At 46.1% G+C, this 15833-nt stretch carries 15 protein-coding genes and 3 tRNA genes; all 18 read left to right on the plus strand.

The window, feature by feature from the left end; all coding sequences use genetic code 11:
* Nucleotides 1–345: 345 nt before the first annotated feature.
* The 18 genes from rpsB (at nucleotide 346) to ilvD (ending at nucleotide 15790) form a co-directional block, all read left to right on the plus strand.
* Nucleotides 346–1248, plus strand: coding sequence for a 30S ribosomal protein S2 (gene rpsB, locus PHV44_06315; GenBank protein MDD5592885.1), 903 nt, complete (start codon nucleotides 346–348; stop codon nucleotides 1246–1248).
* An 82-nt stretch (nucleotides 1249–1330) separates the two neighbouring features.
* Nucleotides 1331–1855, plus strand: coding sequence for a translation elongation factor Ts (gene tsf, locus PHV44_06320; protein ID MDD5592886.1), 525 nt, complete (start codon nucleotides 1331–1333; stop codon nucleotides 1853–1855).
* A complete protein-coding gene (gene pyrH, locus PHV44_06325; GenBank protein ID MDD5592887.1) occupies nucleotides 1852–2577 on the plus strand; it encodes a UMP kinase in 726 nt (241 codons plus the stop codon). The genes tsf and pyrH overlap by 4 nt, the downstream gene beginning before the upstream one ends.
* Before the next feature lie 81 nt (nucleotides 2578–2658).
* Nucleotides 2659–3219: a ribosome recycling factor gene (gene frr, locus PHV44_06330; GenBank protein MDD5592888.1), complete on the plus strand. Its 561-nt coding sequence runs from the start codon at nucleotides 2659–2661 to the stop codon at nucleotides 3217–3219.
* 174 nt (nucleotides 3220–3393) lie between these two features.
* Nucleotides 3394–3466, plus strand: a tRNA-Lys gene (locus PHV44_06335).
* 39 nt (nucleotides 3467–3505) lie between these two features.
* Nucleotides 3506–3587 (plus strand) — tRNA-Leu (locus PHV44_06340).
* Between the two features lie 35 nt (nucleotides 3588–3622).
* A tRNA-Gly gene (locus PHV44_06345) sits at nucleotides 3623–3698 on the plus strand.
* A 72-nt stretch (nucleotides 3699–3770) separates the two neighbouring features.
* Nucleotides 3771–4241 carry a PTS sugar transporter subunit IIA gene (locus tag PHV44_06350; protein ID MDD5592889.1) on the plus strand — a complete coding sequence of 157 codons (471 nt, stop codon included), beginning with the start codon at nucleotides 3771–3773 and terminating at the stop codon, nucleotides 4239–4241.
* Entirely contained in the window at nucleotides 4225–5493 is a 1269-nt protein-coding gene (locus PHV44_06355) for a YvcK family protein (protein ID MDD5592890.1), read from the plus strand. Before PHV44_06350 ends, PHV44_06355 begins: the two co-directional genes overlap by 17 nt.
* A 26-nt stretch (nucleotides 5494–5519) precedes the next feature.
* Nucleotides 5520–5777 (plus strand): HPr family phosphocarrier protein, encoded by a 258-nt coding sequence (locus PHV44_06360; GenBank protein ID MDD5592891.1) that lies wholly within the window; start codon nucleotides 5520–5522, stop codon nucleotides 5775–5777.
* A gap of 2 nt (nucleotides 5778–5779) precedes the next feature.
* Nucleotides 5780–7513: a phosphoenolpyruvate--protein phosphotransferase gene (gene ptsP, locus PHV44_06365; protein ID MDD5592892.1), complete on the plus strand. Its 1734-nt coding sequence runs from the start codon at nucleotides 5780–5782 to the stop codon at nucleotides 7511–7513.
* Nucleotides 7514–7519: 6 nt separating this feature from the next.
* Nucleotides 7520–8326 carry a glucose-6-phosphate isomerase family protein gene (locus PHV44_06370; GenBank protein MDD5592893.1) on the plus strand — a complete coding sequence of 269 codons (807 nt, stop codon included), beginning with the start codon at nucleotides 7520–7522 and terminating at the stop codon, nucleotides 8324–8326.
* Between the two features lie 6 nt (nucleotides 8327–8332).
* Nucleotides 8333–9067: a nucleotidyltransferase family protein gene (locus PHV44_06375; GenBank protein ID MDD5592894.1), complete on the plus strand. Its 735-nt coding sequence runs from the start codon at nucleotides 8333–8335 to the stop codon at nucleotides 9065–9067.
* A 20-nt stretch (nucleotides 9068–9087) separates the two neighbouring features.
* Entirely contained in the window at nucleotides 9088–10266 is a 1179-nt protein-coding gene (gene metK, locus PHV44_06380; protein MDD5592895.1) for a methionine adenosyltransferase, read from the plus strand.
* Between the two features lie 116 nt (nucleotides 10267–10382).
* Nucleotides 10383–11648, plus strand: a complete 1266-nt coding sequence (ahcY, locus tag PHV44_06385) for an adenosylhomocysteinase (GenBank protein MDD5592896.1) — start codon at nucleotides 10383–10385, stop codon at nucleotides 11646–11648.
* Nucleotides 11649–11726: 78 nt separating this feature from the next.
* Complete coding sequence (gene pfkA, locus PHV44_06390; GenBank protein ID MDD5592897.1) at nucleotides 11727–12689, plus strand: 6-phosphofructokinase; 963 nt, start codon at nucleotides 11727–11729, stop codon at nucleotides 12687–12689.
* Nucleotides 12690–12703: 14 nt separating this feature from the next.
* Nucleotides 12704–14029: a class II fructose-bisphosphate aldolase gene (locus PHV44_06395; protein ID MDD5592898.1), complete on the plus strand. Its 1326-nt coding sequence runs from the start codon at nucleotides 12704–12706 to the stop codon at nucleotides 14027–14029.
* Nucleotides 14030–14137: 108 nt separating this feature from the next.
* Complete coding sequence (ilvD, locus tag PHV44_06400) at nucleotides 14138–15790, plus strand: dihydroxy-acid dehydratase (GenBank protein MDD5592899.1); 1653 nt, start codon at nucleotides 14138–14140, stop codon at nucleotides 15788–15790.
* The last annotated feature ends 43 nt before the right edge of the window (nucleotides 15791–15833 follow it).

Consider the following 15833-nt stretch of genomic DNA (forward strand, 5'->3'; position numbering starts at 1 on the left):
AATATTCACAGTATGAACAAAAAGAAAAGTCCGTCCCAAAAGAAAAAGAACTACTATTAACAATAACATGAAAACCGGACATTCTTGCTTTGCTAGAAACAGGACATTTTTGCCTTGCAATAACACTGCTCATTAAAAATAGTTGCAAGTTTTAGAGATTCTGCTATACTAAAAAGTTACTTTAAGTGAGGCTGGCCGCTTTACGACGGATCAGGCCGAACTTACCCGCCAAAGTTCTGTGGCGGGTTTAATTCGCAGATACTAATATATTAGTTAAAGAAGCACTTATAATTTATGTCGCTTTTAGCGACATAAATTGTCTGCTCATTAAAGGAGGGAAATAGTTTGTCTACAGAATTAATCAAACAGTTATTAGAAGCAGGGGTGCATTTCGGGCATAAGACTTCGCGCTGGAATCCCAAGATGAAGAAGTTCATTTTCGGGCAGAGAAGCGGTATCTATATCATTGATCTGGAGAAAACTGCGGAATCCCTGAACAGGGCCAGGGATTTTGTTTTGGATATAGCCTCCAAAGGCGAAGCAGTCCTGTTTGTCGGGACAAAGAGGCAGGCGCAGGAAGCTGTTTATCAGGAGGCGATACGTTGCGGTATGTATTACGTCACTGAGCGTTGGCCCGGAGGCATGCTTACAAATCTAGCGACCATAAAAAAGAGCATAAACCGCCTGAAGGCAATAGAAAATATGAAGACAGACGGCACCTTCGCAAAACTGACTAAGAAAGAAGTAGCGCATTTAGAGAAGGAATTGAATAAGTTAAAAAAGAATTTCGCCGGTATTGTCCAGATGGAGCGGTTGCCCAAAGCGATATTTGTCGTAGATACGAAAAAAGAGGATACGGCGGTTAAAGAGGCAAAGAGGTTATCTATACCCGTAATAGGCCTGATTGATACTAACTCTGACCCGGATTTAGTTATGTATCCTATCCCGGGTAATGATGACGCCACTAAGTCTATCCGCATCATTACCAGCCTTATCGCCGATGGGATAATTGAAGGCCGTAAGAGGTTTTTATCTTATCTTGCTCAAGACGGCGTAGCGATAAAACCGGAAGAAAAAAAGGAAGAAGATATATCCTTAGTGTTTCCTGAAGAAGAAGTGAAGATAAAGGAGATCGAGGAAATCGTAGAGACAACCGAAACACCCGGGGAAGATGTAAAGTCTGCCAAAAAGGTGCGCGCTAAGCCGGTTCAGGAAGGAAAGGGCAGGCCGAGGAGAAAGGTAGAATAGATGAACCCCGCCCTTCCTAAAAATATTAGAACAGAAAACACAGGGAAGAGACGGGCATATATTAAAAGAAAGGAAGGGTGGGGTGAAGGTGTCTTTGGAACTGATTAAGGAATTGAGGAATAAGACCTGCTCGAGCGTAGCGGATTGTAAGCAGGCGCTGGTGGAGGCAAAGGGAGATATTGAAAAGGCAGTCCAGCTTTTGCGTAAACGCGGCCTTGAGATTGCCGCTAAAAAGCAAGAGCGCTTTGCCAAAGAAGGCAGGATTGAGTCATATGTGCATCATGGCAACAAAATCGGCGTATTATTAGAAGTGAACTGCGAGAGTGATTTTGTCGCGCGTAACAGCGAATTTTGCCAGTTTACCAAGGATATCGCCATGCAGATAGCGGCGTGCAGCCCTACCTATATTAAAAAAGAAGATATCCCCGCCCAGGTGGTGAAGAAAGAAAAGGATAAAGAGCGGTTCTATAAGGAGCATTGCCTGCTGGAGCAGGTTTTTATCAAAGACCAGGCTTTGGCCATAAAAGATTATTTAACCAGCCTCATCGCTAAGCTCGGCGAAAATATCGTTATCCGCAGGTTTATCCGCTATAAAATTGGCGAATGATAGCCAAACCCGTATATAAAAGAATAGTTTTGAAGTTAAGCGGCGAAGCGCTTCAGGGCAAAGAGAGCCACGGCATAGACCATTCTGTTTTAGTTTCTATTGCCGGCCAGATAAAAGAGATCAGGGATCTGCATGTAGATGTGGCTATTGTTTTAGGCGCAGGCAATATCTTCAGGGGCCAGGAGAATACTGCTTCGCGGGGCCTGGATATGGACAGGTCTGTAGCTGACTATATGGGGATGCTGGCGACGGTAATAAATGGGCTGGCGCTGCAGGACGTGCTAGAGAAGATGGATATGCCTACGCGCGTGATGACGGCCATAGAAATGCAGAGGATTGCCGAGCCCTATATCAGAAGAAGGGCGATCCGGCATTTAGAGAAAGGGCGCATTGTTATATTTGTTGCCGGCACCGGTAACCCCTATTTTACTACCGATACCACAGCAGCGCTTCGGGCCATGGAGATTAGTGCCGATGCCATATTAAAGGCGACCAAAGTGGACGGCGTTTATTCCGCTGACCCATTGAAAGTAAAAGATGCGAAAAAATTCGTTACTTTGAAATATATTGATGTCTTAAGAAAAAACCTGAAGGTTATGGATGCTACTGCCGTAAGCCTTTGTATGGATAATAAATTGCCTATCGTAGTATTCAACCTCAATAAAGAAGGTAATATCAGGCGCGTCGTCCTGGGCCAGAAGTTAGGCACCATTGTCAGATAATACCGGATTGACGAATCATCCGGCCTTTATTTCCGGGCCTAGAATAACCCAATCTGATTTATAAAAAAGGGGAGGGTAATCATGACCACGAGGGAAATCTTACATAATAGCGAAGAGAAAATGAAAAAGACCTTTGAGTCCGTGACGCGGGAATTTTCTGAAATAAGGACAGGCCGGGCAAGCCCTAGCCTTGTGGAGGGCCTGCACGTTGATTATTACGGGACACCAACCCTGCTTAAACAACTGGCTTCTATTTCCGTGCCGGATGCGCACCTGATTGTAATACAGCCATGGGATGTTACGGCGATAGGCGAGATTGAAAAAACGATATTAAAGTCTAATCTGGGAATTAATCCTTCCAATGACGGTAAGCTCATCCGGCTTTCTATACCTGCTCTTTCCAAAGAAAGGCGCCAGGAGCTGGCCAAGGTGATCAATAAAATGGCCGAAGAAGGGAAGATTTCCTTGCGCACAATAAGGAGAGAGTCTAAAGAAGCATTGGAGAAATTGGAAAAAGACAAGATTATCCCCGAGGATGATAAATTCAGGGGCATTGATGACCTGCAGAAATTAGTGGATAAATACATTGCTAAGGTTGACGAGCTTTTAAAGAATAAGGATAAAGAAATACTTGAGTTCTAAAAATATTAGTAATGTTTGAATGTTGAAATGTTTCAATGTTTTAATATTGAGACCTTAGAAATAAACTTTCTAACATTTTAACATTAAAACTTTTAAACAGAATAAATTTGGGCCTCTAGCTCATCCTCCACAAAACTTGGCGGATTTCGCTAGAGGGCACATAGATAAAAATCTGGGCCTCTAGCTCATCTGGTAGAGCAGCGGCTTTTTAAGCCGCGTGTGCCGAGTTCGAGTCTCGGGAGGCTCACTAAAATTGTTATAGCTTATAGCGTTGTAGCGAAGCGACGCGGACGTGGCGGAACTGGCATACGCGTATGGCTTAGGACCATATGGGGAAACCCTTGGGGGTTCAATTCCCTCCGTCCGCATAAAGTAAATTATCATAAACTTAAAGTGAAAAAATGCGGGAGTGGCTCAGTTGGTAGAGCGTAACCTTGCCAAGGTTAAAGTCGCGGGTTCGAACCCCGTCTCCCGCTCCATTATTTTTCGCTCTGCAACAAGTAGCTGCAGAATATAGTTAAAAGCTAATCTAACGATAGAAGGAGAGCAGTATGAATATTATGGATTTTTTGTCAAAGAAGGCGATATTGACCGATATAAAATCTACAAAAAAAGAAGAGATAATGAAAGAGCTGGTAGATGCCTTGATTAATGCCGGAGAAATTGAAAAGCGCTACCGCAATAAGCTCATCGATGCCCTGATGGCCAGAGAGTCTTTAGGTTCGACTGCCATCGGCCAGGGCGTGGCTATACCGCACGCGAAATCCGACTGCGTAGATAAGCTTGTAGCGGCTTTCGGCCTCTCTAAAAAAGGCGTTAATTTTGATTCCTTAGACGGAGAACCGGCATACATCTTCTTTTTATTAGTAGCCCCGCAGGATTCCGCCGGGCCGCACCTTAAGGCCCTGGCGCGGATATCGCGCCTATTAAAAGATAAGTATTTCCGTGATAGCCTGCGCGCTGCCACAGACGAAAAGGCGGTGATCAAGATAATTACCCAGGAAGATGAAAAAAAGGTTTAGCCTGAAAAATATAAAAGTAACCAAGGTTAAGGCGATATTTATGTGGCTCTATCCGGGTATAGGCATAAAACGCTGGATCGGCGTAAGCGCCTTTGGGATAGCCATGATCATTGTCGGCTCGCTTAGTTTACGCAGCGAAGAATTCTGGTTTGCTCAGATCCTGGATACGGTTGTAGTGCTATCAGGCATCATTATCCTGATTTTAGGCATTAAAAGGATGATGCATTCCTTTATCATGGCGGTTATACCTTCGACAAAGGATACGCAGCTGGTGGATATTTTATACCAGAGGCGGCACCTCGGCCGCGGGCCTAAGGTAGTTACGGTAGGCGGCGGCACAGGATTATCCGTACTCTTATCGGGCCTTAAAGAATACACCTCTAATATTACGGCCATAGTTACTGTTGCCGATTCCGGCGGCTCTTCGGGGCGCTTGAGGGAGCAGTTTGATATATTGCCTCCGGGAGATATACGTAACTGCCTGGTGGCCTTAGCCGATGCCTCGACATTAATGCGCGACTTGTTCCAGTTCCGTTTTGATAAGAGTTCGGAATTCTCCGGCCACAACTTCGGCAATCTTTTTATCACCGTAATGACCAGGCTGACGGGAGATTTTGAGAAGGCGATTAAAGAGACCAGCAAGGTTTTAGCTTTAAGGGGGCAGGTAATACCCTCTACGCTGGAGAATGTTACCCTGGTTGCCCGGCATAAGGACGGTTCGACTACTGAAGGAGAAGATAATATTCCCAAGGCGCACATACCCATAGAAAGGGTTTATCTAAGGCCTGCTTCGCCTTCGGCTACGCCTGAGGCGATAAAGGCTATCGAGGAAGCGCAGGTGATTGTTTTAGGCCCGGGTTCGCTTTATACCAGCATCATCCCTAACCTTTTGATAAAAGAGATTCGCGACGCTATCGTCGCTTCGGAGGCGATTAAAATATATGTCTGCAATGTGATGACCCAGCCCGGAGAGACTGACAGCTACAACATATCCGAACACATAAAGACGCTTATCCGCCACAGCCACCCGCGGATCTTTGATTACTGCATTGTCAATACAGGGGAAATACCCCAGGATGTGCGCAGGCGCTACGAAAATGAAGGGGCCTATCCCGTCGTCAATGATATCAAAACAATCGAAGGCATGGGATATCGTGTGGTTGAGAATGACATCGTTGTCATCAAGGATGTCATCAGGCACGACCCTTTAAAATTAGCCAAGTCTGTTTTAAGTTTTATAGAGGAGGCTTGATTTTAACATACCTAAACACCATGGCTTTGGTAAAAAAGAAGATGACCGTAAAGAATAAACAGGGCCTGCATGCTCGGCCCGCGGCTTTATTCGTGCAGGTAGCCAACAAGTTTGATGCGCGCATAACGGTGGAACGCGATAAAGAAAGGGTAAACGGTAAATCCATTATGGGCATCCTGATGCTCGGGGCGGAAAAGGGGAGCGAGATTACGGTAGAAGCCGAGGGCGAAGATGCAGGACTGGCTATAATAGAATTAGAAAAAACAATTAATAACCAGGAATAGGGATGATAGAACTTAAAGGGATAGCGGCAGCTTCGGGGATAAGTATCGGCCCGGCCCATAAGATAGGCAAGGAAGAATTTAATATCCCCCGGCAGGAAATCAGCCAGGAGGATATCCCTATCCAAATTCAGCTTTTTGAAGAGGCCTTAATCCGCACCCGCCGCGAAATCATAGAATTACAGAAGAGGATTGCCGTGGAGATGGGGCAGGAGCAGGCACAGATCTTTGACGCGCATCTTTTGGTGCTTGAGGACCGCATGCTTATCGAAGAGGTGATCCTGCGCCTGAAACAAGAGCATATTAATGTAGCCTACATCTTTTCTGAAGTCCTGAAAAAATATATTAATGTTTTTTCCAAGATTGAAGACGAATATCTTAAGGAGCGCATCGCGGATATAAATGATGTGGGTAAGAGGGTCCTGCGTAATCTTTTAGGCAAAGAAAAGAGGAGTTTTGAGGACCTTAAGGAAAAGGTAGTGGTGGTGGCGCATGACCTTTCTCCTTCTGATACCGCTGCCATGCATAAACAGAGTGTCTGCGCTTTTGTTACGGATATCGGAGGGAAAACTTCCCATACCGCGATTATGGCCAAATCCCTGGAGATTCCCGCGGTCGTGGGGGTCCAGGAGGCTACCACAAAGATTAAGAGCGGGGATATTTTAATCATTGACGGCGGCATGGGCGTGGTGATCGTAAATCCCGACGAGGATACCCTGCGTTCATATAAACAACAAGGGCGCAAACTCAAAGGCATAACAGACGGGTTTCTGTCGGTTAAGGATTTGCCTGCGGTTACCCGTGACGGCAAGATGATAGAAATAGTTGCCAATATAGAGTTACCTGAGGAACTGCCTTCGGTAAAACTGCATGGCGCTAAGGGGATAGGGCTTTACCGCACCGAGTTTTTTTATATGAACAGAAAAGACTTGCCTTCGGAAGAAGAGCATTACCAGGCCTATAAATATGTAGCTGAACAGATGTCCCCTTATCCGGTGATCATTCGTACCCTGGATTTGGGGGGAGACAAGTTTTTATCTCAGTTCCAGATTCCTCACGAGATGCAGCCTTTTTTAGGCTGGCGCGCGATCAGGTTCTGCCTTGCCCGTCCGGATATATTTAAAGCGCAGCTTCGGGCGATATTACGCGCCTCAGTGCACGGAAAGTTAAAACTTATGTATCCCATGATTTCCGGCATAGAAGAATTGAGGCAGGCGAATAAGATACTGGAAGAGGTAAAACAGGAATTGCAGAATAAAGGCATACCCTTTGATAATGATATAGAAGTAGGCGCAATGATTGAAGTGCCTTCTGCGGCGATGACCGCCGACCTTCTGGCTGAGGCAGCCGATTTTTTCAGTATCGGCACCAATGACTTGATCCAGTATTCCCTGGCAGTCGACCGCACCAATGAAAAAGTCGCTTATCTCTACGAGCCGGCCCACCCGGCGGTCTTACGCCTGATTAAAAATATAATTGATGCGGCGCATCATGCCGGTATCTGGGTGGGGATGTGCGGGGAAATGGCAGGAGAACCTGCTTTGGTGCTCATACTCTTAGGCCTGGGTTTAGATGAGTTTAGCATACCGTCTTCGCTAATACCGGAAATAAAATATATCATCCGTTCGATTACGCTTAAAGAAGTTCAGGTAATCGCAAAAGAGGCCCTGAAATTATCTACTGGAACAGAGGTAGAGGAATACAGCCGGCGGAGATTAGGGCAGATATTGGAGGGATAGTAAAAAATGATTTCGGATTTAAAACAAACTTCGGGTTTGGATTTAAAATTGGATACCGAGAAATGCCAGTTAAGTTTTGGCCAGGGCTTGGGGGCGCCTGTGCCTGCGGCGAGGAACATACGGGAAATGCAGGAAGTCCTTTTAGATACAGGCATCAATGAGCCGCAGGATTTATATTATATGTACCGGGATGTGCATCTGGTCAAGGACGCACCTTTATTGGAGGAGAACAAGCTGCGCTACGACGTCACGGTAATCAAGCCGGACCGTTTAGGCAGGGAATTAATGAAGACTGCCGGGCACTATCATCCGGGAAGCTTTGGGGAGCTATACGAAGTCTTAGCCGGCGAGGCATTGTGCTTATTGCAGAAACCCAATCCCGCTGATTATCATATAATCGAGGATGTTATTTTAATCAGGGCCAACGCCGGAGAAAAGATTGTTATCCCTCCGGGATACGGACATATACTGGTTAATCCCGGCCCGGGGTGCCTGGTTACCTCTAATTGGGTCAGCAGTAGATTCAGCTCAGAGTATCAATTATATAAAACGGCAAAGGGCGCGGCTTATTTTATACTTAACGCCGGCCCTGGCGATAAAATAGAATACATTAAGAATACATTTTTTAAACAACTTCCCTCGGTAAGATTTGCCCGGCCGGCTAAAAAGATAGAGAGATTCGGGCTGCTGGATAAGAGCCCCATATATCCTATTATTACTAAAGAAGCTATTAAGCTTGATTTCCTGAATTATCCCGATAAATACGAATATCGCGATATATTCGATTTTATAATAGAGGTAAAGGGCCCTTAAACGATAATGAAAGCATTGATTTTAGCCGCAGGATACGCAACCAGGCTATATCCTTTGACCAAGGATTATCCTAAGCCGCTCCTTAAGGTGGGTCATAAACCCATAATCGATTATATCGTTGATAAGATAGAGGGCTTGGATGGTATAGACGAAATTATTGTAGTAACAAACAGCAAATTTATGCCCCTGTTTAGGAAGTGGAAGCTCGGCCTTAAGATAAAAAAACGCATCAGCCTGGTAGATGATTTGACCAAAAGCCACGCGGACAGGCGCGGGGCAATCGGGGATATGAATTTTGCCATTAGTAAAAAGCATCTCAAGGAGAGCCTTTTGGTGGTGGGAGGGGATAATCTTTTTGACGCGGACCTGAAAGATTTTTTTTCTTTTGTTAAGAGTAACCCTCACCCGGTTATCGGCGTTTATGATATAAGGCAGAGGCAGCAGGCAAAGAAATACGGCGTGGTTAAGCTGGACGCAGAATCCAGACTCATTGATTTTAAAGAAAAACCCCATAAGCCGCAATCTACCCTGATTGCGATGTGCCTTTATTATTTTCCCAAAGAAAAGATAGGGCTTATAGGTGAGTATTTTAGCAATAAGGCGGATAAGCATGACGCTACCGGTTTCTATATAGATTGGTTAAGAAAGAGAGTGCCGGTCTACGGGTTCGTATTTGACGGCCGCTGGTACGATATAGGAGACCATAAGTTTTATCATGAGGCAAACAAGAAGTTTGCATAACGAGAGGAGGAACAGAATCTATGTCAGCGCGTAAACATTTCTTTACTTCTGAATCAGTAGGTGAGGGCCATCCGGATAAGGTCTGCGACCAGATATCCGATTCGGTTCTAGATGAGGTTTTAAGGTTAGACCCGGATAAGGAGAGAAGCAGGGTGGCTTGCGAGACTTATGTAACTATGGGCCTTTTGATTGTAGGCGGTGAAATCACTACCAGCGCCTACGTTGATATTCAAAAAATTGCGCGCAATGTTATCAAGGAGATTGGTTATACTCATCCTAAATACGGGTTTGACTATGAAACCTGCGCGATTATTAATACCATTCACAGCCAGTCCCCGGATATTGCCCAGGGCGTTAATATAGGCGGGGCGGGGGATCAGGGGATTATGTTCGGATACGCCTGTTCGGAGACCGAAGAATATATGCCTTTGCCTATTACACTCGCCCATAAGCTGGTAAGGCGCATGGCAGATGTGCGCAGGCAGAACATATTGAAGTATTTAGGGCCAGATTGTAAATCCCAGGTAACTGTTGAGTATGAGGATGGAGAGGCTAAGTGCGTAGATTCGGTGGTACTGGCCTGCCAGCATACCGACGATATACTGGATAATACGGGTAAGCACATCACAGTCAAGGCGCGCCATGAGATGATCGAGGCGATTGCCAAGCCGATATTAAAGAACCTGGTAGACAAGGATACCAAGTATTACGTTAACCAGACAGGCAAGTTCGTCGTCGGCGGCCCGCAGTCGGATACGGGTATGACCGGAAGAAAAATTGTCGTGGATACTTACGGCGGAAGCGTAGCGCACGGCGGGGGGGCCTTTTCCGGGAAGGACCCGACTAAAGTTGACCGTTCTGCTGCTTATATGTGCCGTTACATTGCCAAAAATATAGTTGCCGCAGGCCTGGCCGAGAAATTCCTCGTCCAGTTATCTTATGTTATCGGTTACGCCGATCCTTTGTCTGTTTATGTGGATACCTACGGCACGGGTAAATTAAGTAACGAGAAGTTTGAAAAACTTATCCGCGGGAATTTTGAACTTACGCCTAAAGGAATAATCAGTTCCCTGGACCTCTTAAGGCCCATTTACAGAAAGACCGCCTGCTACGGGCATTTTGGCCGGGACGATTCGGACTTTAAGTGGGAGTTAACGGATAAGGTGGCGGCACTAAAGAAACAAGCGGCGAGGTTGTAAAAGTCTTAAGCCATAAGCCATAAGCTAAATGCTTTTACCTTTGGCTTACAGCTTATAACTTACAGCTTAATTATGACTTATGACTTTTTATGTAGCTATCAACGAAGGGAGTTTACATGAAATACGACATCAAAGATATCAAACTAGCAAAGAGGGGGGCATTACGTATCGAGTGGGCCAGGCAGGATATGCCGGTATTGCGTTTGATCGAAGAGCGTTTTGCCAAAGAAAAGCCCTTAAAAGGCGTGCGCCTGGCTGCCTGTTTACATGTTACTACCGAAACGGCAAATTTAGTCAGGGCGCTTAAAGCTGGAGGCGCCGAAGTTTATCTTTGCGCTTCCAATCCGCTCTCAACCCAGGACGATGTTGCCGCGGCAATGGTAACAGATTTAAAGGTCCCTGTATTTGCAATTAAGGGAGAAGATAATAAAACTTATTATAAACACATAAAGGCCGTACTAGAAGCCCGCCCGAATATTACTATGGACGACGGCGCGGACTTGGTATCTATGATTCATAAGGAGTGTCAAAGTGTCAAAGTGTCAAAGTGTCAGGTTATCGGCGGTACGGAAGAGACAACTACCGGGGTAATCAGGTTACGCGCGATGCAAAGAAAAGGCGTGCTCAAATATCCGATTATTGCGGTTAATGATGCGCAAACCAAGCATTTATTTGATAATCGTTATGGTACCGGTCAGTCTACGCTCGACGGAGTTATCCGCGCCACCAACCGTTTAATCGCCGGCTTAAACGTGGTCATCTGCGGGTATGGCTGGTGCGGCAAGGGTGCAGCCATGCGCGCATCGGGCCTGGGCGCTAAAGTAATTGTAGTAGAAGTCGACCCCTTACGGGGCCTGGAAGCAAGCATGGACGGATACCGGGTGATGCCGATCGGCGATGCGGCGAGAATCGGCGATATCTTCATTACCCTTACCGGGGATATCAATGTCATCCGCAAGGAGCATTTTAAAACGATGAAGGACGGCGCTATCGTGGCTAACTCCGGGCATTTCAATGTGGAGATAGATATACCGGCATTGGAAAAGTTAAACAGAAAGAAAAAACGCATCCGCGATTTTGTCGATGAGTATATCATGGCAGACGGCCGCAGGATCTATCTTTTAGGCGAGGGCCGGCTGATCAATCTGGCCGCTGCCGAAGGCCATCCGGCCCAGGTTATGGATATGTCTTTTGCTAACCAGGCCTTGAGTGCCGAGTATATCAGCAGGCACCATAAGAAATTAAAGAGAGAAGTTTACAATGTCCCCGAGGCCATTGACAGGAATATCGCTATGCTCAAACTGAGGTCAATGGGTATTAAAATAGATGTATTGACTGAAGAGCAAAAAAGGTATCTTGCCAGTTGGGAGATGGGAACGTAACCTCTGGGACAGGTACAATCTTAAATCCGCACCAGGTGCCCGATTGAATCCGCACCTGGTGCCAAAAACCAAAAAGCTATGATAAAGAGAATCGCAGTCTTGACTACTGGTGGCGATGCCCCGGGTATGAACGCGGCGATACGCAGCGTCGTGCGTTCCGCTGTAAATAAAAAATTGGAAGTAATGGGGGTATTCCGCGGCTGGTGGGGATTGATTAATGAAGAGATGAAGCTGCTGGATCACCGTTCTGTTTCGGGGATTATCAATCAGGGCGGCACTATCCTCAAGACTGCCCGCTGCCCGGAATTTACCACCGAAGAGGGACAGAAAAGAGCTTTTGATACCATAAAGAATAAGGCTATAGACGGTTTGGTGGTTATCGGCGGTAACGGCAGCTTTGAGGCTGCGCACATCTTCGGTATGAAATACAATGTGCCTTGCATTGGTATTCCCGCTTCCATTGATAATGATATTAACGGCATAGATATGACTATTGGTTGGGACACAGCGATAAATACAGCGCTTAATGCTATTGATAATATTCGCGATACAGCAACTTCCATGGAGAGGATTTTCGTGGTGGAGGTGATGGGCAGGGATAGTGGCTCTATTGCCTTGGCTGTAGCCCTTGCTGGCGGTTGCGAAGACGTAATTATACCGGAGAGAAGGTTTGACACTAATGAGATTTGCCATAATATTGTGAATGGCAATATCAGGGGTAAAATAAGCTGGATTATTGTGGTTGCCGAAGGCGCAGGTTCAGCTGAAGATATCGCCAAAAAAATAACCGAGACAACCAGTTTAGAAACCCGGGCGGTAGTTTTAGGCCATGTGCAGAGGGGTGGCCGGCCCACAGCTATCAGCCGCGATTTGGCATTGCGTTTTGGCGAGGAAGCAGTGAATTGTTTGCTAAAGGGAGAAAAGGATAAGGCAGTGGGTTTTTGTTGCAGTAAGATGACTGCCGTGGATTTTGAATTTGCTATACAAAAGAAAGAACTGAATTTTAATTATTGGTACGATTTAATCAAGATATTAACCTAAGGAGGAATTCTGCTATGGGAAGAAGGCCGCTCGATATTGAAAAGATTGCCCTGGATTTAATCCAAAGTGATGACCCGCTTTTAAAGAAAAAGCTGGCTAAAAAAATACTTGATACCGCTTACAAAAAAGGAATTTATCCTTCCAGTATCCATGAATTCTATATGGCGCGCGGTAAGGGCGAATTCGGCGGCTTTACTGTGCCGGCTATAAATTTAAGGGCCATGACTTATGATTTGGCCAAGGCGATATTCAGGGTGGCCAAAAAGAATAATTCCGGGGCTTTTATCTTTGAAATTGCCAAGTCTGAAATGGGCTATACTGCTCAAACGCCTGTGGAATATACCAGCGTTATCTTAGCGGCAGCCATAAAAGAAAGTTTCACCGGACCGGTTTTTATCCAGGGCGACCACTTTCAGGCCAATGCTAAAAAATATTCAGAGAATCCCGATAAGGAGATGCAGGGATTGCAGGAGTTGATCAGCGCATCCATAGACGCCGGTTTTTATAACATTGATATCGATTCCTCTACGCTGGTCGATTTATCCAGGCCTGATGTCAAAAAGCAGCAGTATTTAAATTATGAAGTCTGCGCCAAACTTACCCAGTTCATCCGGCGCATAGAGCCAAAGGGCATTACGGTCTCCGTCGGCGGAGAGATAGGCGAGGTAGGGCATCAGAATTCTACGCCCGAAGACTTGATGGCATTTATGAGCGGTTATCAGGAGAGGCTGCGTAAAGGGCTCTTGGGTATAAGTAAAATTTCTATCCAGACCGGCACTTCTCACGGCGGAGTGGTTTTGCCGGACGGGACAGTAGCCCAGGTAAAGTTGGATTTTGCTACGCTTAAGGCGCTGTCAGAGATTGCCAAAAAGGAATACGGCCTTGCCGGGGCAGTGCAGCATGGCGCATCCACTCTGCCGGCTGAGGCATTCCATAAATTTGCCGAATGCGATGCCGCGGAAGTGCACCTGGCCACGGAATTCCAGAATATGATTTACGAGAGTAAACATTTTCCGCAGGATTTAAAGATGAGGATCTATGAGTGGCTTAAAACTAACGCTGCCTCCGAGAAAAAAGAAGGCGAAACCGAAGAGCAATTCTTTTATAAGACACGCAAAAAAGCCTTAGGCCCCTTTAAGAAAGAAATTATGTCTTTGCCGCAAGAGAAGCGCGAGGCTATCGCAGGAGAAATCGAAAATAAATTTGAATTCCTCTTTAAGCAGTTAAACGCAATAAATAATAAAGGCCTGGTAGATAAATACGTCACTTTAAAACGCGTGATTTCGCGTAAACGTAAAGACACTCCCGCGCTTGAGCACGACGGGGAAGGGGCGGATTAATAGTAGGGACGTAATAATAGGGACGGTTCTCAATTACGGTTAAAAGTGTCCCCTAAGGGACACTTCTCGGTTGACTTGAGAACCGTCCCTAAAAAGAGAGGTGAAAATATGCGTTCCGATAAAATCAAAAAAGGTTTAGAACGGGTTCCTCACCGGGCGCTTTTGCATGCTACAGGTCTAAGCAGGAAAGATTTAAACAGGCCTTTTATCGGCATAGCCAGTTCTTTTACGGATTTAATCCCCGGCCATATCGGCATGCGGGATTTAGAGCGTTTTATTGAACGCGGCATCTGTTATGGAGGGGGCGCGCCTTTTTTATTCGGCGTGCCCGGAATTTGCGACGGCCTTGCCATGGGCCATTTAGGGATGTGTTACCCTTTGGCCTTAAGAGAAATAGTAGCGGATACTATTGAGGCTGTCTGTAATGCCCATCAATTAGACGGAATTATTTGTTTGACTAATTGCGATAAAATCACCCCCGGTATGCTGATGGGTGTAGCGCGTTTGAATATCCCGGCGATTATTGTGACTGCCGGGCCCATGCTCTCCGGCCGTTATAAACAACGTAAACTCGCTTTTGTGCACGATACTTATGAGGGGTTAGCCAGGGCGAAAAAAGGCGATATTTCAGACGAAGAGTTGGCGTGTTTAGAGATGGAGGCCTGTCCCGGAGCCGGTTCCTGTCAGGGTTTGTATACGGCAAATACCATGGCCTGTATTACCGAGACAATGGGGATGTCTCTGCCCGGATGCGCCACGGGCCTGGCAGTTTCTGCTAAGAAGCGCCGTATTGCCCAAGCCAGCGGCGAGCGTATCGTGGAATTAATCCAGAAAGATATCAAACCGCTGGATATTATTCACAAAAAATCTTTGGAGAATGCCATTGTGGTGGATATGGCTTTGGGCGGCTCAAGTAATACGGTGTTACACTTAATGAGTATTGCCCATGAAGCAGGGATAAAATTAGACCTTAAAACATTTGACAACATCAGTAAAAAAACCCCGCATATTACTAACTTAGAGCCGTCAGGTGAGCATTTTATGGAAGATTTGGAATATGCCGGAGGTATCCCCGCGGTGCTCAAACGCTTAAAGAGTAAATTAAATAATACAATAACCACTAGCGGCAGGAGGATATTTGATATTGCTAATGGCGCCCGGATTTTCGACGAGGAAGTCATCCGGCCTTTAAAGAGCGCCTATCATAAACAGGGCGGGATTGCGGTTTTATACGGGAATCTCGCGCCTGAGGGGGCTGTGGTGAAGCAGTCAGCAGTGAGCCCTAAGATGATGCGGTTCATTGGCCGGGCGAAGGTTTTTAACCGGGAAGAAGAGGCTATGCAGGCCATCCTGGCGCACAAGATAAAAAAAGGCGATTGCATTGTTATCCGTTATGAAGGCCCCTCAGGCGGGCCGGGCATGCGTGAGATGCTTGCCCCTACTTCGGCCATCGTGGGCATGGGTTTAGCGGATTCAGTCGCGTTGATTACTGATGGAAGATTTTCAGGAGGCACAAAAGGCCCCTGCATCGGGCATATTTCACCTGAAGCTTCAGCCGGCGGCCCCATTGCTATTTTAAAAGACAGTGATATAATTACTATAGATATACCGCAGAGGAAATTAGAAGTTAAGCTGGCCAGAGCCGAGATAGAAAAGAGGTTTAAGGGTTGGAAGCCGATTGCGCCAAAAATCAAGACTGGGTATCTGGCGCGGTATTCTAAACTGGTCAGTTCAGCGGATAAGGGAGCGATATTATTGTAGCCCGTAATTGGTAATTAGTAATCGGTAGTGATTTAGATTACGA

Source organism: Candidatus Omnitrophota bacterium (genome assembly GCA_028717245.1).
GTDB lineage: Bacteria > Omnitrophota > Gorgyraeia > Gygaellales > Profunditerraquicolaceae > JAGUYA01.

Excerpts from the sequence above, each read along its gene's own strand:
- PHV44_06375 (MDD5592894.1), top strand. The coding sequence starts at position 8,333 with ATGAAAGCATTGATTTTAGCCGCAGGATACGCAACCAGGCTATATCCT.
- pfkA (MDD5592897.1), top strand. The coding sequence starts at position 11,727 with ATGATAAAGAGAATCGCAGTCTTGACTACTGGTGGCGATGCCCCGGGT.
- ahcY (MDD5592896.1), top strand. The coding sequence starts at position 10,383 with ATGAAATACGACATCAAAGATATCAAACTAGCAAAGAGGGGGGCATTA.
- frr (MDD5592888.1), top strand. The coding sequence starts at position 2,659 with ATGACCACGAGGGAAATCTTACATAATAGCGAAGAGAAAATGAAAAAG.
- PHV44_06355 (MDD5592890.1), top strand. The coding sequence starts at position 4,225 with ATGAAAAAAAGGTTTAGCCTGAAAAATATAAAAGTAACCAAGGTTAAG.
- metK (MDD5592895.1), top strand. The coding sequence starts at position 9,088 with ATGTCAGCGCGTAAACATTTCTTTACTTCTGAATCAGTAGGTGAGGGC.
- PHV44_06395 (MDD5592898.1), top strand. The coding sequence starts at position 12,704 with ATGGGAAGAAGGCCGCTCGATATTGAAAAGATTGCCCTGGATTTAATC.
- ptsP (MDD5592892.1), top strand. The coding sequence starts at position 5,780 with ATGATAGAACTTAAAGGGATAGCGGCAGCTTCGGGGATAAGTATCGGC.
- PHV44_06350 (MDD5592889.1), top strand. The coding sequence starts at position 3,771 with ATGAATATTATGGATTTTTTGTCAAAGAAGGCGATATTGACCGATATA.
- pyrH (MDD5592887.1), top strand. The coding sequence starts at position 1,852 with ATGATAGCCAAACCCGTATATAAAAGAATAGTTTTGAAGTTAAGCGGC.
- PHV44_06370 (MDD5592893.1), top strand. The coding sequence starts at position 7,520 with ATGATTTCGGATTTAAAACAAACTTCGGGTTTGGATTTAAAATTGGAT.
- ilvD (MDD5592899.1), top strand. The coding sequence starts at position 14,138 with ATGCGTTCCGATAAAATCAAAAAAGGTTTAGAACGGGTTCCTCACCGG.